This is a genomic window from Burkholderia sp. L27(2015) (assembly GCF_009765705.1).
GTDB lineage: Bacteria > Pseudomonadota > Gammaproteobacteria > Burkholderiales > Burkholderiaceae > LMUX01.
This window is the reverse complement of the sequence record NZ_LMUX01000020.1, coordinates 152,539-172,922: the sequence shown is the minus strand read 5'-3', so window position 1 is coordinate 172,922 and position 20,384 is coordinate 152,539. Positions and strand designations below refer to the sequence as shown.

Here is a 20,384-nt window from a genome sequence, read left to right as displayed (position 1 = left end):
AGGCCCGGTCTTCAGGTCTTGCGCACTTGCTGGATCGCGGCAACGATGTTCGAGTAGGCCCCGCAGCGGCAGATGTTGCCGCTCATCGCTTCCTTGACGTCCGCGTTGGCCGGCCCACACGGTTCCTTCAGGAGTGCCACCGCCGACATGATTTGCCCTGAGGTGCAGTAGCCGCATTGAAAGCCATCGTGCTCGACGAACGCTGCTTGCATCGGATGCAGGCGGCCGGGCTGGCCAAGCCCTTCGATCGTCGTGACGTCGTCGCCGTCGTGCAGCAATGCCAGGCTCAGGCAAGAGTTGATGCGTCGGCCGTTGACGTGGACAGTGCATGCCCCGCACTGTCCATGGTCGCAGCCTTTCTTGGTGCCGGTCAGTTGCACGGTCTCGCGCAGGTAATCGAGTAAGGTCGTGCGCGGATCGACATCTGTTTCATACACAGTGCCATTGATGCGCAGCTTGATGTGGGTGGTCGTGCTCGCGCCGGCAGGTGCCATCGCGCCATCCGGGCTAAGAGCGCCAGCAGCGGGCGCATCGATCGTTGCCGCTTCGGCACCGGCTTTCCAACTGACGGTGGACGCGACGCCGGCGCTACTCAACCATGAGAGAAATGTGCGGCGATTGACCGGCAGCACTTCGATAGGGTCGGGCAGATCGGCGCCTTCGTCAGCGTTATCGTGATTCGCCATGGTGTCTCCCTTACGGCATTGGCTTGGTAGCGATCAATCCATAGTAGAGCGTTTCGAGCAGCGGCGCTTCGTGTCCGATGGCGAGCGAAGTTACCGATGTTTACGCTTCTTGGCACAAGATTACTACGGTTGCGCCGTCACGAGCGATGAATTCGCAGGCTTACAATTCTTCTTACTTTTCTTACGGTAGAGGCCTGTGAATCGGGTCGCCGTCGCTACATTGTTCGGCTGTACAGGCGCCGCTAAGCACCGCCAAGTCGGTCGGGTTCTCGTGACGAGCGACGCCGGGGCGTCGCTCGTCTATACGCGCAGACACACACAACGCGAACTGAATGTGTGTCGCTTACTCGCGTTTCCTGTCGTCATGTTGCGGTTCCGCATGTGCGGCGGGGGCGGCTCGTTCCGCTTGAGGACGCGGCCCTTCCTGTGCGCGCTGCATTCCTGGTTGGCCGCCCTGCGCAGCACGCTGCATCTCTGGACGCGGTGCTTGCGGCGCACGCTGCATTTCCGGTCGCGGTGCCTGCTGTGCACGTTGCATCTCCGGCCGAGGTGCCTGCGGTGCACGTTGCATTTCCTGACCCGGGGCTTGGGGTGCGCGTTGCATCTCCGGCCGCGGCGCCTGAGGTGCACGTTGCATTTCCTGGCCTGCGGCTTGCGGTGCACGCTGCATATCCGGTCTCGGTGCCTGTGGAGTGCCTTGCATTTGCGCACGCGGCGTCTCGCCAGGACGAGCGGCCTCACCCGGCCGAGCAACCTCCGTTGGCCTCGCACCCGCTCCCGGCGGATGCGGAATTTCGCCTGGGCGAGCAGCCTCGCCCGATTGCGGCGCCCCGCCCGCGCGCACCGAGTTCGAGATCGGACCGCCTGCCGCACGAGCCGCGACCACACCTGCGCCGCTGAATTGACCCGGGCGGCTGGTCGCCGCAATGGTCGGCCGACCCTGGTTGACCGAGAGGCGTAGATCGCGATTGCCGCTTGCCGTCTGCTGATGCTGTGTCTGCAATGCCGTCGGAGCGATATGTTGCTCGCGCCCAAACGTTTGTTGCTGCGCACTCGGCCGCGCCGCGATCCCGCCCGTGCCGCCGTTGAAGCTGACGTTGTTGACCGTCGTACGGTTGATCACCGTCTTGTTATAGACGTTGGTGATGTGCGTATGGCCGAAGTTATTGACGGAGCGGTTGTAGTTGAACTGCCCGTGGTTCCAATATCCGCCTTGGTAGCCGTCGCCGCCATATCCATAACCATAGTTGATCCCGCCATAGAATCCGACGTGAGGCCCCCAATAACCGCGGTTGAATACGTAATAGCCGTTGTCCCATCCCCAATAGCCAGGCGTCCAGAGCACCCCGACCATCGGCGGCTGCACCCACGTGCCCGGCACCCAGAAATAACCCTCCTGTCCATAAGCCCAGTAACCCGGCGCCCAGATATAGCCCGGCGCGGGAATCTCAGGTTGGATATACACAGGTAACGGCGGCGGCGCTATGTCGATGGATACGCCGACATCGACCTGGGCCAAGGCCGCTGTAGAACCACAAAACAGAATACTCGCGGCCAATTGGGCAGCGTGAAGGCGGAAGTGCCGCATGGTGATCCCCTGATTTTTTTAAATGGTGATGGCGTCAAACCGATAGCTGGGTCGGGCTGTGTTTAGTGCTGTGGTTTTAGCAGCCCAGCCATGCGCGCCTGTTTGCTTGTGACCCGAGTCGGCGCGCAGCGCTATTCTACGTATTCGACGCATAGACTAATGCGATCGTCGCGATCATACGATGAGATCAGAGCGTGATTGGGGCTCGAAGTTCCACCCCGAGGGCGAACGGGCTCGCTCTCAGGTCGCTATTGCGCCGTAAATGCAATATCGAGGCCGTCTCAGTCCAGATCGATCGAACCGAGTGGGTCATACCCAATCGCCGGGATGTTCGATATGCGATCTGTGGAGGCTGCCGCTGGTGGACTCGCGTCGAGTCACCCAACCTAAGGCAAATGCAACGACCGCAAGTGTAAAAATTACAATCGTTACCCAGAGAGGGTCGACACCGATGCTCAACGACCCGACGCACAGCAGAAACCCGGCAATACACGCGGACCATATGTCTTTTTGCATTTTGTCACCCCTTGCCATGTCGTCTGGAACGATTCGAAACGGCACGTTGCCGCTCGAGTTACTCTTTATAAGCAAGAGTCGATCCAGCCGGCGCAATGCTGGCCGGGTTTGCCAACGGGGTTGCCAGTAGGCTTGCGTTACGGGTTTGCGTTACGCGGTTGGGTAACAAACGCCCTCATACGCCGCGTACGGGCGCAGGCACCGAGCACGCCAATAATCCTCCAACGCAAACAAAAAGCGCCGCCCATGAAAAACACCCCAAAGAGTGGACGGGTGTCCAACTTTTGGAATGCTGTTCACTAGCGGCGCTTCTATCAAATTCTTATTTTCGTCCATCCATCAACGAGGGACGACACGCGTCCCTCGATCGGTGATAGACGCTACCGACCTTTAGTGTCTGTAAGGCGGCAGGCCTGCGCTATTTTCCTGTTCAAGCGTTGCTACGCGGCGGCGCACTTCTTTCAACTGCTGCTGCGCAGTCTGGCGTTCCGTTTCCAGTTGCTTGGACTGCTGCATGATCTGCTGCTGACGGGCAGTAACCTCGGCTTGCTGCGTATGCGCAATCGTCAAGTCGGCCTGCAACTGGTTGGCACGCGTTTGCGACAGCGCGATCATGCGCTCGGTGTAGACCTTTTGCGATTCGAGTTCAGTCTTGCGAATTTCGACTTGCGACAACTGCACGGTCTGACGCACGAAATCGTTGAAGATCGCATTGGCCCGATCCGAGTTCTGAGTCTTGATGACTCGCCAGAAACTCTTTTGCTGGAACAGGGCAATGTAATAGGTCATTTCCTTGCCGTCAAACAACAGGCTCGCGCCGAAACTGCCGTTGTAGGTCGTGCGGAACTCCGTCAGCGCGCTGGCGCTAATCAGGCGCTGCACCTCAGCCACGTCACCACCGACCGCGTCGGGTGCGGGAGCGCTCGCCACCGGCGCCGGTTGTTCCGCCGGAGCCTGCTGAACGGCGCCTTGTTGGCTGCCGGGCGTGAGTGCCGTACTGGCAGGTTGAGGTGCTGCATCGTCGACACTTTGTGCTACTGCAAAATGACTTACCCCGAGGAGGGCCAGCATGAAGGACGCTGACCTTAACCCGCTTAAAATTTGTTTCATGTGGTTCTCAAGATCGAACTGCTTTTTTTTAAATTACTTGAATTATTACCTAAAAAACTTTCGTCGAAAATTCGTATCTATGAAATTTCGCAACTTTGTTTAAAAACGGCCCCGATGCCATCGCGCACCAGCATACGACACACGCGATCAATTGTGTTTGAAACAATCACGAATTTTAACAAGCTCGGCGCACATGCCTGCAATCTGTTGTGTGTCGACCGCAACTACGGGACGCCTCGGGTTGACGGAACCCCACAAAGCAGCGCTATATCGCCGCTCGCGACAGCCCATAGTTAGAAGTACCGCTGGCGAAAATACCGACGCAACTTCGCGTATGCTGCTTGAGCGATCAATAGCGTAGCGACAACCATCCGATGGAGACACCTGCATGACTCGACTGACCGAATCGACGCGCCCGCTCAGCGGCCGCCTCATGATGATTCTGGCCGCCGTTTCAATAGTGATCGGCTCAAACACCCTCGCCCACGCACAAACGACCGCAGAAGACTCACCGCTCGGCGTCTGGCAGACCATCGACGACCACACGGGCCAAGCCAAGGCGCTGGTCCAGATCAGCCAATTACCCGATGGCACACTCAGTGGAAAGGTTCTGACCGGGCTCGGTGCCGAGCACGATCCTCTGCGCCGCTGCACGGCCTGCACCGATGCGCGCAAGGATCAGTTGGTACAGGGGATGGTCATTCTGAGCGGACTCAAACGCGACGGTGACAATTGGGACGGTGGCGAGATTCTCGACCCCGAGAACGGCAAACTCTACAAATGCAAATTGCATGTCGAGAATCAAGGTCAAAACCTGGTGGTACGCGGCTATATCGGCTTCTCGCTGATAGGCCGTTCACAGACTTGGCGTCGCGACACGGGAACGCCCAAAGTGGAATAGTGAAGTAACGCGCGGGCCACGGCACTCACGGCCGAAAGTGAGGTGCCCGAACCTAGCACCGAAGCGGCAAGATAGCGCCCTTACGTCGCTATCTTGCCGGTCCAAGCGCTATATGCTCACTCGGATGCGGGGCGCCTCACTCGGACGCGGGGTGCGCGTGGGCGTCGCGGCAACCTGGGTCGCGCACGCGCAGGTCCGGCCACCCCGCCGGGTGCCGTGGCACCTTCTGCCGCCGCGGTGTCCGTCGCAACCGCGGGTTGCGGTTGACGCATACGCATGAGCACCCGCGCGTACACCTGCTCCACATCCTCGCTATATAGCTGCTTGAGCATATCTTCGAGGATGCCCTCCTCGTGCCACGCTTTGAAGCGCCGATGGCACGTTTGATACGGCGGAAACGTGCGAGGCAACAAGGACCAGGAGATCCCGGTCGAAATAATCCACAGCACCCCATTGAGCACGGCTCGACTATTGGACAGCGGCCGCCCGCGCAAATCCCTGCGGGGACGGCTTTCAGGCAACAACGGAGCGATCAAACGCCACTCTTCATCCGTAACTTCACGATAAGGTCTCATCCCTTCACCTCTGAACAAACGGCGCCTAAGCACCGGGTTCGCGGCCGCCATATAACAGGCCGGCTACGGCTCATCCCGCAGCCGGCCAAGAAGGTCCGAGGCAGTACACGTCAAAGACGGCGCTCGGCCGGGTCGGCCGGATACGGAAACCAGGCTTGCTGAGTCAGCAAGCCCAGGAGGACAAATTTATCGGGACGGAGCGCGCCTTGATATAAGACGATTCTCAAATCTGAGGACAATCGAACAGATCGCCGCGCAGCGCGTGAATTTCAGGTCAAGGTTGTATCGACAATACGACGCGGCGCAGCGCGATATTCTTCCGATTGCATTTCGATGATGCGCGAAACGGTACGCGCAAATTCATTGGCCATGGGCCCCTCCACGTACAGCTCGGAGGCTTGCGCTTGTGCCGACATGAGCAGCTTGATGCTATGGTCGTACAACACGTCGATGAGCCAGGTAAAACGCCGTGCTTCCGATTGCATCCTGGGCGTCATGACCGGCACCTCGGACAGAATTACGGTATGAAAACGAGTCGCCAATTCGAGGTAGTCATTTTGCGAACGCGGACCACCGCACAGCGTGGCGAAGTCGAACCAGACCACGCCGTCGGCCCGGCGCAGGGCCTTGATCTCACGCTGTTCGATGCGCAGCAGCGGGCTCTCGTCGGGCACCGCCGCGCTTTCCCTGAACGCATGACGCAATGCGCGGTCAGCCTCCGCGCCCAACGGGGTGTAATACGCCGCCACGCCAGCCATCGCGCGATGCCGATAATCGACGCCGGCATCGACATTGACGATATCGAGCTTGTCCTTGAGCAATTCGATCGCCGGCAACAGGCGATCACGGTGCAGGCCGTCCGGGTAAAGCGTATCGGGATGGTAATTCGAGGTCATCACAAACTGCACGCCGTTCTTGAACAACTGGTCCAACAGGCGATACAGCATCATGGCGTCCGCCACGTCTGAAATGTGAAACTCGTCAAAGCAAATCAGCCTGTAACGCTTGGCGATGCGCTTGGCCAATTCATCGAGCGGGTCCGCGGTGCCGCGCAGTTCTTCGAGCTGGCGGTGCACCTCACGCATGAACTCATGAAAGTGCAGACGCGTCTTGCGCGCAAGCGGCACCACCGCGTAGAAGCTGTCCATCAGGAAGCTCTTGCCGCGTCCGACACCACCCCATAGGTAAATCCCTCGAGGCAGATCGGGGTGAACGATCAACTTCTTGAAAGCATTGGAACGCCGGGATTTATATGCCATCCACTCGTCGTAGCAACGTTGCAACCGGTCGACCGCGGCGCGTTGCGCCGGGTCCGACTGGAAGTTGCGTTTCGTGAGTTCGCTTGCGTAATACTCGTTGACGTCCATTGCCACCGCCCAAAATAGATAAAGGCGAGCCAACTCGCCTTTATCGGTTCACTTCAAACTGGCCTGCTTACATATTCAGCGCGCGTTTGTCGACTGCGAGCGCCGCTTCACGCATCACTTCCGACAGCGACGGATGCGCATGGCAAACCCGACCGATGTCTTCCGAGGCGGCTTTGAACTCCATCGCCGCAACGGCTTCCGCAATCAAGTCAGAGGCGTTAGTCGAAACGATATGCACGCCGAGAATCTCGTCCGTTTTAGCGTCGGCGATCATCTTGACGAAGCCATCGGCGTTACCCATGCCGAGCGCACGGCCATTGGCCATGAACGGGAACTGGCCGGTCTTGATTTCGCGCCCTTCCTGCTTCAATTGCTGCTCGGTCTTGCCGACCCACGCAATTTCCGGATGCGTGTAGATCACCCACGGCACGCAGTTGTAATCGATGTGCGGCTTCTGGCCGACGATGACTTCGGCAACCAGCACGCCTTCGTCTTCCGCCTTGTGCGCCAGCATCGGGCCACGCACCACGTCGCCGATCGCGTAGACATTGGGCAAGGCCGTGCGGCACTTGTCGTCCACGTCGATGAAGCCACGAGCGTTGGCAGCCAGACCGATATTCTCAAGACCCAGGCCATCGGTATTGGGCACGCGGCCAACCGATACGATCAGGCGGTCTGCCTGCAAGGTTTGGGCTTTGCCCTCCTTGTCGGTGTAGTTGATCGCAACGCCCTTCTTGTCGGTCTTGACATCGCCCAGCGTGATGCCCAGCTCGATCTTCAGCCCTTGCTTGGTCAGCAGCTTCCACGCTTCTTTCGCGACGCCCTCGTCGGCTGCACCCAGGAAGGTCGGCAGCGCTTCGAGGATCGTCACTTCAGCGCCCAGGCGGCGCCAAACCGAGCCCAGTTCCAGGCCGATCACGCCGGCGCCGATTACGGCGAGCTTCTTCGGAATCGAGTCGAATGTCAGACCGCCTTCATTGTCCGACACGAGCACGTTGTCGACCGGCACGCCCGGAAGATGGCGCGCTTTCGAGCCGGTCGCGATGATGACGTGCTTGCCCGTGACCGTTTCGGTCTCGCTAGCGCCCGCCACTTCCAACTGATAACCGCTGTCGCTCTTGCCGACGAACTTGCCATGCCCCTTGAGCCAGGTGATCTTGTTCTTGCGGAACAGGAACTCGATGCCCTTGGTCATCTTGCTGACGATATTATCCTTGCGGGCCAGCATCTTGGCGACATCGATCTCGACGCCCTTGACGCTAATGCCGTGGTCGGCGAGGTGGTGCGACGTGTTTTCAAACTCTTCCGACGAAGCGAGCAAGGCCTTCGACGGAATACAGCCCACGTTCAGGCAGGTGCCGCCGAGCTTGAGCTCGCCGGCCGGGTTTTTCCAGCTTTCGATGCAAGCTACAGACAGACCCAATTGCGCCGCGCGAATCGCCGCAATATAGCCGCCGGGGCCGGCTCCGACCACGACGACGTCAAATTCTTTAGACATGAATTCCTCTTTGTTAGCACAGGATGAACACGCTGCCGCCCGCCTATCGTGACGTTTCGTGACGATAGGCGGCGCAATGCGGGTCCTCTACAGATACTTTTTTTTGACCGACTACATACACCAACCACAAGCACCGATCGCGGGGATCGGTGCTTGTGCGGGTGTTTGAGTCTGTGCCTGCTGTGTCGTCGCTAATGAGCAGTGACGATCATTGACGACAGCGAGCTGGGAGCCCTTACAGGTCCAGCAGCAGACGCGCCGGATCTTCCAGCGCTTCCTTCATCGCGACCAGCGCCAGCACGGCTTCGCGGCCGTCGATGATACGGTGGTCGTAGGACATCGCGAGATAGTTCATCGGGCGCACGACGATCTGGCCGTTTTCAACCACGGCGCGATCCTTGGTCGCATGCACGCCCAAGATCGCCGACTGCGGCGGATTGATAATCGGCGTCGAGAGCATCGAGCCGAAGGTGCCGCCGTTGGAGATCGAGAACGTGCCGCCCGTCAGGTCGTCCAGCGACAACTTGCCGTCCTTGGCTTTTTGGCCGAACTCGGCAATCTTCTTCTCGATATCGGCGAGGCTCATCTGATCCGCATTGCGTACGATGGGCACCACCAGACCGCGCGGCGAACCCACAGCAATACCGATGTCGAAATAGCCGTGATAAACGATGTCGTTGCCGTCCACCGATGCGTTCACGACCGGGTACTTCTTTAACGCATGCACTGCGGCCTTGACGAAGAACGACATGAAACCGAGCTTCACGCCGTGTTCTTTTTCGAACTTGTCCTTGTACCGGCCGCGCAGGTCCATCACCGGCTGCATATTGACTTCGTTGAACGTCGTCAAGATGGCATTGGTTTGCTGCGATTCGAGCAAGCGCTGCGCAACCCGCGCACGCAGGCGCGACATCGGCACGCGCTGTTCCGGACGGCCTTCGAGCCATTCGTCGCTATTGACCGGCGCCTTGACGTCCGGCAGGGACGCTTTCGGCGCTGCTGCCTTGGCTGCCGCAGGAGCGGGAGCCGCGGCGCGAGCAGGCGCTGCAGCAGCCTGTCCGGCTTGCAACACGTCGCCCTTGGTGATGCGGCCATCGCGGCCGGTGCCCGAGACCTGGCTTGCGCTCAGACCTTGCTCGCTCATCAACTTCGCAGCCGACGGCATCGCGCGGGCTTGATCCGCAGCCGGTGCTGCTGCAGCGGCCGCGGGTGCTGCAGCAGCAGGCGTAGCGTCGCTGACCGGGCGCACTTCCATCGGGCTGGTCGATTCCTTGGCCTCGGTGTCGATCTTGGCGATCACTTCCTCGGCGGCGACTGTGTCGCCGTCTTGACGAATCACCTGGGCCAGCACACCGGCGGCAGGTGCCGGCACTTCCAGCACCACTTTGTCGGTTTCGATTTCGATCAGGATTTCATCCTGTGCGACATACTGACCTGGGCGCTTCTTCCACTGCAGCATAGTTGCTTCGGAAACCGATTCCGACAGCTGCGGGACTTTGACTTCAACAATAGCCATTTTCTATTCCTGATTACCGTTTTCTTGGAGCGATGCGAGCGCGGCAAGGAGCCCATGCCCCTCGCCGACTATCGATGCTAAGTTATTTCACAAGGATGACGCCTTTGAGCCGGCCGAACGCGCCTTCGACCAGCGCTTTCTGCTGTTCGTAGTGTTTCGCGTAATAGCCCACTGCAGGCGACGCCGAAGCGGGACGTCCGCTGTAACCGAGCTTCATGCCGGGGCGCATGCCTTCGAGCAGATGATGCTCGATATAGAACCACGAACCTTGATTCTGCGGCTCGTCTTGCGCCCAGACCACATCGACCGCATTCTCGTACTTCTTCAGCTCGGCATCGAAGGCCTTGTGCGCGAACGGATAAAGCTGTTCGACACGTATGATCGCAACGTCCTTGATCTTGGCTTCGCGACGATGCGCGAGCAAGTCGTAGTAGACGCGGCCCGAGCATGCCACGACGCGCTTGACCTTTTTCGGGTCTATCGTTGCGTCCTTCTCACTGAGCACCGGATGGAAGCTGCCCTTGGCCAATTCCGACAGATCGCTCACCGCTTCTTTATGACGCAGCAGCGATTTCGGCGTGAAGACGATCAGCGGTTTGCGGAACAAGCGGATCATCTGACGACGCAGCAAATGGAACATTTGCGCGGGCGTACTCGGCTGCACCACTTGCATGTTGTTGTCGGCGCACAGTTGCAGGAAACGCTCGATACGTGCCGACGAGTGTTCCGGGCCCTGGCCTTCATAGCCGTGCGGCAGCAGCATGGTCAAACCGGAGACGCGGCCCCACTTCACTTCACCCGACGAAATGAACTGGTCGATCACCACTTGCGCGCCGTTGACGAAATCGCCGAACTGCGCTTCCCATGCCACCAAAGTATTGGGTTCGGCGGTCGAATAACCATATTCGAAACCGAGCACCGCTTCTTCGGACAGCACCGAGTCGATCACTTCGAACTTGGCCTGGCCATCCGCCACGTTTTGCAACGGAATATACGTGCCGTCGTTCCAACGTTCGCGATTCTGGTCGTGCAATACCGAGTGGCGGTGCGTGAACGTACCGCGGCCGCTGTCCTGACCGGTCAAGCGCACGGCGTAGCCGGACGCCACCAGCGAGGCAAGCGCGAGATGCTCGCCCATGCCCCAGTCCAGCGGTGCATCACCACGGCCCATCGCGCGACGATCGTTGATAACGCGCTCGACCAGCGGGTGAACCTTGAAGTTTTCCGGCACCGTCGTGACGCGTTCGGCGAGCCGCTTGAGCTCGGCCAGCGGCACAGCCGTGTCGGCAGCGTCGGTCCACTTGCGGTTCAGGAACGGCACCCAGTCCACCGCATACTTGCTCTTGTAGTTCGAGAGCACCGGATCGATCGTGTGATGACCTTCGTCCATGGCCTTGCGGAATGCCTTGATGTAGTCATCCGCGTCTTCAGCCGTGATCACGCCCTGCGCCACCAGCTTGTCGGCGTACAGCGCGCGCGTACCCGGGTGTTGCGCAATCTTCTTGTACATCAGCGGTTGAGTGACCGCCGGCGTGTCCTGCTCGTTGTGACCGAGTTTGCGGAAGCAAACGATATCGATCACGACATCCTTCTGGAACTCGGTGCGGTAGTCGATGGCCAACTGCACCGCGAGCACGACGGCTTCAGGATCGTCGCCATTGACGTGCAACACAGGCGCTTCGATCATCTTCACCACGTCCGAGCAATACATCGTCGAGCGCGAGTCGCGCGGATCCGACGTGGTAAAGCCGATTTGGTTGTTGATCACCAGATGAACCGTGCCGTGCGTGCCGTAACCGCGCGTCTGTGCGAGGTTCAGCGTTTCCATCACGACGCCCTGGCCGGCGAATGCCGCATCGCCATGCACCTGCACCGGCAACACTTGACGGCCTTCGAAATCGCCGCGGCGTTCCATACGTGCCTTGGCTGATCCTTCGACCACCGGGTTGACGATTTCCAGGTGCGACGGGTTGAACGCCAACGACAAATGGACCGGGCCGCCAGGCGTCGAAACGTCGCTGGAGAAACCTTTGTGATACTTGACGTCGCCAGCCGGCAGATCGTCGACATGCTTGCCTTCGAACTCGGCGAACAGGTCCGCCGGCATCTTGCCCAGCGTATTGACCAGCACGTTCAGGCGGCCACGGTGGGCCATGCCGATCACGATTTCCTGGATACCCTTGCTGCCGGCATGCGTGACCAGCTCGTCCATCGCCGCGATAAAGCTTTCGCCGCCTTCCAGCGAAAAACGCTTCTGACCGACGTAGCGCGTATGGAGATAACGCTCCAGGCCTTCGGCAGCGGTCAGGCGATCGAGGATGTGCTTTTTCTTCTCGACCGAGAACGTCGGGGTCGCACGCATCGATTCAAGGCGTTCATTCCACCAGCGCTTTTGAACCGGGTCGCTGAGGTACATGAATTCGGCGCCTATCGTGCCGCAATAGGTATCGCGCAGCGCTTTGACGATATCGCGCAACGTTGCCTGCTCAAACCCGAAATACAGATTGCTCGCATGGAAGGTCTGATCCATGTCGGCTTCGGTGAAATCGTAGAACGCCGGCTCCAGTTCGGGAATCGCCGGCCGTTCTTGGCGCTTGAGCGGATCGAGATTCGCCCAGCGTCCACCCAGGAAACGATATGCGGAGATCAACGACTGCACGTACACCTGCTTGCGTGCGGCGGTCAGATCGCGCGTGCCGACCCGGGGTAAAAATGCGTTGGATTTTGCGCGTTGCGCAAAGGACTCGAGGATCGGGCCATGGGCCACGTCGTTCGAATTGGTACCGTCAGCGGCGGGAACATTCTGGAGCGCATCGAAATAGTCGCGCCAGTTGTCCGGAACCGAGGCCGGATTATCAAGATAGGCTTCGTACAGTTCTTCAACGTACGGAGCATTGCCGCCGAACAAGTAGGAGTTCGACTGTAGTTGTTTCATCATTTGACGCTCACCTTTCTTCGAGTTTCTCGAAAAATAGCGGGTTACTCAACCTTCCGCGACACGGCCTGACCGTTCTGCGGATGCGTGAATCAAGGGTGCTTGGAAGGACCAAAATAATGCACAAACGGAGCATACCATGCCCAACGATATCGGGACAGACAGGGACATGAAGCAAATCCCCGCCGTTACACAGTAACTCTTTCCTGCCCGCTTTCCTGCAATTAGCGGGACCCAGCATGATACTACTACCGAGTATCACAAAGCCATCCCACTTGCTGCACAGAATAAAAAAAACCGCCCTCTAACCGGGCGGTTCGATCAATCTTTAAGCAGCCGTTTCGCGACCGGCTTTACGACGTTCATGCTCTTTCAAATGACGTTTGCGCAAACGGATCGATTGCGGCGTCACTTCGACCAATTCGTCGTCGTCGATAAACTCGACCGCGTACTCGAGCGACATCTGGATCGCCGGCACCAGACGCACCGCTTCGTCGGTACCCGACGCACGCACGTTGGTCAGTTGCTTGCCCTTGATCGGGTTCACGACCAGGTCATTGTCGCGGCTGTGTATGCCGATAATCATGCCCTCATACAACGCATCGCCCGGCTTGACGAACATGCGGCCGCGATCCTGCAGCTTCCACAAGGCGTAGGCCACGGCCGCGCCATCATCCTGCGAGATCAGCACGCCGTTACGGCGCTCGCCGATGCTGCCTTCACGCACTGGCGCGTACGCATCGAAAATGTGGGCAGCCAAACCCGTACCGCGGGTGAGGGTCAGGAATTCACCTTGGAAACCGATCAGGCCACGCGCCGGAATGCGATATTCAAGGCGCGTGCGGCCCTTGCCGTCCGATGCCATATCCAGCAGCTCGCCTTTGCGGCGGCCCAGCTCTTCCATCACTGCGCCCTGGTTGGCATCTTCCATATCGACGGTCAGCAATTCGTACGGCTCATGCTTGACGCCATCGATCTCATGGAGCACCACGCGCGGACGCGACACGGCCAACTCGTAGCCTTCGCGACGCATGTTTTCGATCAGGATGGTCAGGTGCAATTCACCGCGGCCCGACACTTCGAACACGGTTTCGTCGCCGGTATCTTTCACGCGCAGCGCCACGTTGTGGTTCAACTCACGGTTGAGGCGATCGCGGATCTGGCGGCTGGTGACGAACTTGCCTTCACGGCCGGCCAGCGGCGAAGAGTTGACGCAGAAATTCATCGTCAGGGTCGGTTCATCGACCGTGATCATCGGCAGCGCTTCGGGCGTATCGACAGCGCAGATGGTAGCGCCGATGCCGATGTCCTCGATGCCGTTGATCAGCACGATGTCGCCAGCTTCAGCCGTATCGACCATCACGCGTTCCAGGCCGCTGAACGACAGCACCTGGTTGATCTTGCGGTTCATCACTTCGCCTTCAGGGCCGAAGCGCATCGATACCGGCTGCCCCGGACGCAGACGTCCGCGCGAAATCCGGCCTACGCCGATGCGGCCGACATAGGTCGAATAGTCGAGCGAGGTAATTTGCAATTGCAGCGGGCCTTCCGGATCGGCGGGGCGCACCGGAACGTATTCCAGCACAGCATCGAACAGCGGACGCATGTCGCCTTCGCGTGCGTTGGGGTCCATGCTCGCGTAACCGTTGAGCGCCGACGCATACACCACCGGGAAATCGAGTTGCTCTTCGGTGGCACCCAGCTTATCGAACAGGTCGAACGTCTGGTTGACCACCCATTCCGGACGTGCGCTCGGACGGTCGATCTTGTTCACCACGACGATGGGCTTGAGGCCCAGCGCCAGCGCCTTGCGCGTCACGAAACGCGTTTGCGGCATCGGGCCGTCCACGGCATCGACCAGCAACAGCACGGAATCGACCATCGACAGCACACGCTCGACCTCGCCACCGAAGTCGGCGTGTCCCGGGGTGTCGACGATATTAATGTGGGTCTCGCCATATTCGACCGCGCAGTTTTTCGCGAGAATCGTAATGCCCCGCTCTTTTTCAATGTCGTTCGAGTCCATGACGCGCTCGACGAGATGCTGATTTTCTCGGAACGTGCCGGACTGCCGAAGCAGCTGGTCAACCAGGGTAGTTTTGCCGTGATCGACGTGAGCGATGATGGCGATATTGCGGAGCGCGCGGGTCATAAGGGAGCTTGATAGAAGTCGTTTGGGCGGCCGCCAGGGCCTGTGAGGCGCAAATCGGGCGCCCAGTTTGGACGGAACGCGTCTGCCACATACACGCTTCGAACCCGGTTGGGATATCGAAGACGCTAAAGATCCGAACTACAGATCGTATTTCTAGAAAGGCCGCATTCTCGTTAGCCTTGGATTATAGCATGCGTACATGAATTAACCGATGGCGATGCTGGGTTTGTGCAACGGGACCTGCAGTTCGACGACAACGGCGACACGACCGGGGGAACAATCGGGGAGCACCGTTGCGCGCCCAAACGTTGGCTGCGCAGCGCGCAATATTTACCCCCTCCATTAAAAATGAGATTATTGCCTAGTCAATTATAACTAGCTATACTCATGCCTAGTCAACTATTGCTTCACAATATAATCTTTCATGGCCGACTGCCCACCCAGCCTGTTTAACGAAATCTCCAAATATAAATTCGATGACAGTGTTGGCTACCTGCTCGCTCGCGTGCGCTCGACCATGTCGAACGCGGTGAATCAGCACACGATGGGCGAACTCGGCATCACCAGCACTCAGGCCAGCATTATTTTTCTGCTGGGTACCGGCAAGTGCGCCGCTGCCGTGGACTTGGCGCGCGAATACGGCATTGATGCCAGCGCCGTCACCCGCCTGATCGATCGGCTTGAAAAACACGGGCTGCTGGCGCGTATTCGCAGCAAGGAAGACCGTCGCGTCGTCAAACTCGAACTGACTGCACAGGGTTATGACCTCGCGGCGCGCATGCCGGCCATTTTCAACAAGGTGCGGGACGAAATGCTCAAAGGATTGGCGCCCGTCGAAGTCGATACGCTGCGGCAGACGCTGAAACGGATTCTATGCAATGCGGACGAGCGCGCGCCCCTTCAATCGGGCAGGCTCTGCGACGAATCCGGCGACACATAAAAAATCCAGGCGTCGGTGCGGACCCGGCATCGGTCCGCAAGCACCGATCCCCCATGCAGGCCACCGCTCATATTGTCGTCGTACCCGGTGCATCATCCCGACACGAAACGTTTTTTTAAAAACTGCGCAATGATCCTTCTTCCTCACACGCTCATGCCCCGTGGCTGCAAAATCAAGACCGCCGGCCTGCTCGCCGCGGTGGCGCTGAGCTTGGCCGGTTGCGTTACCTATACCGATATCAAGAACAGCAACCATGTGACCGCCGCCGATCAGCTCAACGCACAGCGCAGCTTGCCCGCCGAAGGCGGTCGCTGGCCGGACGTCGACTGGGCTGACCAATTCGGCGATCCCCAACTGACCAAGCTGATCGACGAAGCGCTGGCGGACAGCCCGAGCGTGGCGCAAGCGCGCGCTCGCATTGCGGCAGCCGCCGCCTACACGCAGGGCGCCGACGCCAAGCTGATGCCCCAGGTCAGCGTCGGATACACCCTGAATCGCGAACGCTATTCCGCCAATGCGCTTTATCCGCCTCCCTTCGGCGGAAGCTGGTACACGGAAAACACCCTGCTGCTGAACGCCTCGTTCGAACTCGATCTGTGGGGCAAGAATCGTCAAGGCGTACTCCAGGCGGTCTCGCAGGAAAAATCCGCGCAGGCTGATCAGCAGCAAGTCAGGTTGACGCTGGCCACCTCGGTGGCGCAAACCTACAATCAGCTTGCACGCGAATATGCGATCCGCCAGATCGCACAGCAGACCACTGACGATCGTCGCCATCTGGGCGCTCTCACCAACGGGCGTGTGTCGTCCGGCCTCGATAACCAGTTGGAACAACGCTCGACCGAAGGCGACCTGGCGTCCAGCCAAAGCAACCTGACCCAGATCGACGGCCAGATAACCGTGACGCGGTATCAGTTGGCCGCGCTGCTCGGTAAAGGCCCGGATCGCGGCATGGCGATCGAGGCGCCCAAGCTCGGACTTGGCAATCCGCTGCGCTTGCCCGATAACCTGCCGGCTGACCTGGTGTCGCGTCGCCCCGATCTGGTATCGGCTCGCTGGAACGTGGACGCCGCCTCGCACGGTGTCAAGGTCGCCAAGGCCGAGTTCTATCCCGACGTGAACCTGGTCGCGCTGGCCGGCTTTGACTCTTTTGGCTTTGGCCGCCTGCTCACCGCGAGCAGCAGTCAGTTTCAAGCGGGCCCGGCCATACACTTGCCGATCTTCGATGCCGGCACGCTGCGGGCCAACCTCAGAGGTCAGTATGCGAATTACGACAGCGCGGTGGCCTACTACAACCAGACGCTAATCAGCGCGCTCAATGAAGTCGCGACCGATGTCGAGACGATACGCTCGACCGACAAGCAATTGGTGGATGCGCAGAAAGCCGCTGAAGCGGCACGGCGGCGCCATGAACTCGCGCTGCTGCGCTATCGCGCCGGGCTATCGCCCGAAGCTAGCGTGTTGGACACGAATTTGAATTGGCTGGCCCAGCAGCAAGCTGTCCTGGATCTGCGCATGAGCCGCCGCTATCAGCAAATGGGCTTATACAAGGCGCTCGGTGGAGGCTTTGACGCGACAGGAAGTGCGCTCGCGCCCGACGCCGACGCTAAGAGCGGGGCTAACACAGATGTTAAGACAGATACGCACGCCAGCGCTGCGGCTGCGGCTGCGGCAAAAGCCGAGTGAAAAAACGACTGAGCAGCCGACTGAACACGATACCAAATATAACGAATCGACCAGAATTGAGAATACGGAGTAATTCATGAGCGACACCCAAGACCATCCATCGAGCACGCCCCCAGCGCCCAAGAGCAACGGCCGCCGCAAGACCATGATGCTGCTGCTGGGCGCGGTGGTGCTGATCGCGGCAATCGCTTACGCGTTGTACTACTTCCTCGATGCACGCTTTTATGAAAGCACCGACGACGCTTATGTCAACGGCAATGTGGTGCAGATCACCCCGCAGGTGATGGGAACCGTCGTTGGCGTGAACGCCGACGATACGCAGATCGTCAAGATCGGCGACCCCTTGATTACGCTCGACCCGGCCGATTCGAAAGTCGCGCTCGACCAGGCCGAAGCGAGCCTGGGTCAGGCTGTGCGCCAGGTACGCACGCTGTACGTGAACAACAACGCGTATGCCGCCGACGTCGTACAGCGCCAGGCCCTGTTCAGCCAGGCTCAGGAAGATTTGCGCCGACGCATGCTGGTGGCCCAATCGGGCGCCGTCTCGGGTGAGGAACTCGCCCATGCACAGGACGCCGTCAAGACGGCACAAGCGGCGCTCGACGTCTCGCAACAGCAGCTCGCCTCGAATCGTTCGTTGACCGACAATACGTCGATCACGCGCCATCCCAACGTCATGGCCGCTGCCGCCAAGGTCCGCGATGCCTACATCAACTACGCGCGCAACACCTTGCCCGCCCCGGTAACCGGTTACGTCGCCAAACGCACCGTGCAGGTCGGCCAGCGTGTCTCGCCGGGCACGCCGCTGATGGCCATCGTGCCGCTGAACAGTGTGTGGGTCGACGCCAACTTCAAGGAAGTACAGTTGCGCCACATGCGAATTGGCCAGCCGGTCGAATTGACGGCCGACGTCTATGGCTCGTCGGTGGTCTACCACGGCAAGGTCATCGGCTTTTCGGCCGGCACCGGCAGCGCGTTCTCATTGCTGCCCGCACAGAACGCAACCGGAAACTGGATCAAAGTGGTACAGCGTTTGCCGGTACGCATCGGGCTGGACCCGCAGGAACTCGAGAAGCATCCGCTGCGCATCGGGCTGTCGATGGGCGTCGAAGTCGGGGTTCGCGACGATCGTGGCACTCAACTCGCCGCAGCCTCGAACACGGTCTATCAAACCAATGTGTTCGAGAAATATGGTGACGAGGCCGACGCCGAAATCGGGCGTGTGATAGCCGCGAACGCCGGTCTACCCAACGACGTCCAGTTGAATCCGTCACGCAACACGCGCCAGATGCGTCCCATCCCGAAATTGATGTGAGCGGGATCTGATCGATGGCTCAAGCGTACGAAGCCCACGCCCCGTTATCAGGCATCAAGCTAGGCCTGGGAACCCTCGCCGTCTCGCTGGCGGTGTTCATGAATGTGCTGGACACATCGATCGCCAACGTTTCGATTCCGTCGATTTCAGGCGACCTCGGTGTGGCCTCCGACCAGGGCACCTGGGTGATCACGTCGTTCGCGGTCGCCAACGCGATTTCGGTGCCGCTGACCGGTTGGCTGACTGACCGGATCGGTCAAGTGCGCTTGTTTGTCGGGTCTATCATCCTGTTCGTCATTTCGTCGTGGCTGTGCGGCCTGGCGCCTACGCTGCCGATACTTCTGGCTGGGCGCGTATTGCAGGGCGCGGTGGCCGGCCCGATGATTCCGCTTTCGCAAACCCTGCTGCTGGCCAGTTATCCGAAGGCCAAGGCGCCGATTGCGCTGGCGCTGTGGTCCATGACCACGCTCACGGCCCCCGTCGCGGGGCCAATTCTCGGCGGCTGGATCTCCGACAATATCTCGTGGCCGTGGATTTTCTACGTGAATATTCCTGTCGGGATACTCGCGGCGGCCCTGACCTGGTTTATCTTTCGCGATCGCGACTCGGCTATCAAGAAGGCGCCGATTGACAGCATAGGACTCGCATTGTTGGTGATCTGGGTCGGCTCGCTGCAAGTGATGCTCGACAAAGGCAAGGATCTCGACTGGTTCAACTCGACAACGATCGTGACGCTGGCGCTGGTGGCCGTGATTGGCTTCACGATGTTCGTGATCTGGGAACTGACGGACGACCACCCGGTAGTCGATTTGTCGCTGTTTTCACGGCGCAATTTCACCGGCGGCACCATATCGCTTTCGATCGGCTATGGCCTGTATTTCGGCAACCTGGTGCTGTTGCCGCTGTGGCTGCAGACCACCCTCGGCTACACCGCGACGAACGCCGGTTTGATGCTCGCCCCTGTGGGCCTGTTCGCCATCCTGCTCTCGCCGCTCACCGGCAAGATTTTACCGAAGACCGATCCGCGCTACATCGCGACCATTGCGTTTCTGGTTTTCGCGCTGTGCTTCTGGATGCGCTCGCTCTATACCACCGAGGTCGATACTTGGGCCTTGATGGTGCCCACCTTGATCCAGGGCATCGCGCTGGCGGGATTTTTCATTCCCCTCGTGTCGATTACCTTGTCGGGCTTGCCAGGCAGCCGGATCCCCGCGGCGTCCGGACTCTCGAACTTCGTGCGGATCATGTGCGGCGGTATCGGTTCATCGGTCTTCACGACCGCGTGGGATCATCGCACCATCCTGCATCACGCCCAGTTGGCGGAACAAACGAGTGTGTATAACCCGGCGTTCAACCAATCTGTTACGCAATTGCAAGGGCTGGGAATGAGCACCCAGGCCGCCTACGCGTCGGTCAACGAGAGTTTGTCGCAACAAGCGGCGATGCTGGGTGTGAACGATTTGTTCTATCTGTCGGCTGGGATATTTATCGCGCTGATCGCCCTGATCTGGATCACCAAGCCGGAACGCAGCGCAGGTGGCGATGCAGGAGCAGCGGCCGCGGCGGCACACTGATCGTGATGCGGCGATCTTAGCGCGCTGA

14 protein-coding genes are annotated in these 20,384 nt (G+C 59.6%); 5 read left to right on the top strand and 9 right to left on the bottom strand.

The window, feature by feature from the left end; genetic code table 11:
• Positions 1 to 11: 11 nt before the first annotated feature.
• From GSQ77_RS17770 to GSQ77_RS17760, 3 genes are all read right to left on the bottom strand, one after another.
• A complete protein-coding gene (locus GSQ77_RS17770) occupies positions 12 to 686 on the bottom strand; it encodes a (2Fe-2S)-binding protein (protein WP_158904100.1) in 675 nt (224 codons plus the stop codon).
• A 343-nt stretch (positions 687 to 1,029) separates the two neighbouring features.
• On the bottom strand, positions 1,030 to 2,274 hold the full coding sequence (locus tag GSQ77_RS17765; RefSeq protein WP_158904099.1) for a YXWGXW repeat-containing protein: 1,245 nt from the start codon (positions 2,272 to 2,274) through the stop codon (positions 1,030 to 1,032).
• Between the two features lie 906 nt (positions 2,275 to 3,180).
• Positions 3,181 to 3,900, bottom strand: a complete 720-nt coding sequence (locus GSQ77_RS17760) for a DUF2968 domain-containing protein (RefSeq protein WP_158904098.1) — start codon at positions 3,898 to 3,900, stop codon at positions 3,181 to 3,183.
• A gap of 388 nt (positions 3,901 to 4,288) precedes the next feature.
• Between GSQ77_RS17760 and GSQ77_RS17755 the strand changes: the two genes are divergently transcribed.
• Positions 4,289 to 4,801: a DUF2147 domain-containing protein gene (locus GSQ77_RS17755; protein WP_158904097.1), complete on the top strand. Its 513-nt coding sequence runs from the start codon at positions 4,289 to 4,291 to the stop codon at positions 4,799 to 4,801.
• Positions 4,802 to 4,917: 116 nt separating this feature from the next.
• On the opposite strand, the gene GSQ77_RS17750 is transcribed toward GSQ77_RS17755, so the two are convergent.
• The 6 genes from GSQ77_RS17750 to typA all read right to left on the bottom strand — a co-directional run bounded on the left by GSQ77_RS17750 (position 4,918) and on the right by typA (position 14,844).
• A complete protein-coding gene (locus GSQ77_RS17750) occupies positions 4,918 to 5,376 on the bottom strand; it encodes a transposase (protein ID WP_158904096.1) in 459 nt (152 codons plus the stop codon).
• A gap of 269 nt (positions 5,377 to 5,645) precedes the next feature.
• The gene (zapE, locus tag GSQ77_RS17745) at positions 5,646 to 6,743 is read right to left on the bottom strand and encodes a cell division protein ZapE (protein WP_158904095.1); all 1,098 of its coding nucleotides are present in this window, start codon (positions 6,741 to 6,743) and stop codon (positions 5,646 to 5,648) included.
• Between the two features lie 67 nt (positions 6,744 to 6,810).
• Positions 6,811 to 8,241: a dihydrolipoyl dehydrogenase gene (lpdA, locus tag GSQ77_RS17740; protein ID WP_158904094.1), complete on the bottom strand. Its 1,431-nt coding sequence runs from the start codon at positions 8,239 to 8,241 to the stop codon at positions 6,811 to 6,813.
• A 235-nt stretch (positions 8,242 to 8,476) separates the two neighbouring features.
• Complete coding sequence (odhB, locus tag GSQ77_RS17735; RefSeq protein WP_158904093.1) at positions 8,477 to 9,757, bottom strand: 2-oxoglutarate dehydrogenase complex dihydrolipoyllysine-residue succinyltransferase; 1,281 nt, start codon at positions 9,755 to 9,757, stop codon at positions 8,477 to 8,479.
• Between the two features lie 82 nt (positions 9,758 to 9,839).
• A complete protein-coding gene (locus GSQ77_RS17730; RefSeq protein ID WP_158904092.1) occupies positions 9,840 to 12,695 on the bottom strand; it encodes a 2-oxoglutarate dehydrogenase E1 component in 2,856 nt (951 codons plus the stop codon).
• 325 nt (positions 12,696 to 13,020) lie between these two features.
• Positions 13,021 to 14,844: a translational GTPase TypA gene (gene typA / locus GSQ77_RS17725; protein WP_158904091.1), complete on the bottom strand. Its 1,824-nt coding sequence runs from the start codon at positions 14,842 to 14,844 to the stop codon at positions 13,021 to 13,023.
• A 424-nt stretch (positions 14,845 to 15,268) separates the two neighbouring features.
• Between typA and GSQ77_RS17720 the strand changes: the two genes are divergently transcribed.
• From GSQ77_RS17720 to GSQ77_RS17705, 4 genes are all read left to right on the top strand, one after another.
• Positions 15,269 to 15,784 carry a MarR family winged helix-turn-helix transcriptional regulator gene (locus GSQ77_RS17720; protein WP_158904090.1) on the top strand — a complete coding sequence of 172 codons (516 nt, stop codon included), beginning with the start codon at positions 15,269 to 15,271 and terminating at the stop codon, positions 15,782 to 15,784.
• 129 nt (positions 15,785 to 15,913) lie between these two features.
• On the top strand, positions 15,914 to 17,467 hold the full coding sequence (locus tag GSQ77_RS17715) for an efflux transporter outer membrane subunit (RefSeq protein ID WP_254067684.1): 1,554 nt from the start codon (positions 15,914 to 15,916) through the stop codon (positions 17,465 to 17,467).
• A gap of 76 nt (positions 17,468 to 17,543) precedes the next feature.
• Positions 17,544 to 18,782 (top strand): HlyD family efflux transporter periplasmic adaptor subunit, encoded by a 1,239-nt coding sequence (locus GSQ77_RS17710; protein WP_158904089.1) that lies wholly within the window; start codon positions 17,544 to 17,546, stop codon positions 18,780 to 18,782.
• 14 nt (positions 18,783 to 18,796) lie between these two features.
• Positions 18,797 to 20,356 (top strand): DHA2 family efflux MFS transporter permease subunit, encoded by a 1,560-nt coding sequence (locus tag GSQ77_RS17705; RefSeq protein WP_158904088.1) that lies wholly within the window; start codon positions 18,797 to 18,799, stop codon positions 20,354 to 20,356.
• Positions 20,357 to 20,384: the final 28 nt, after the last annotated feature.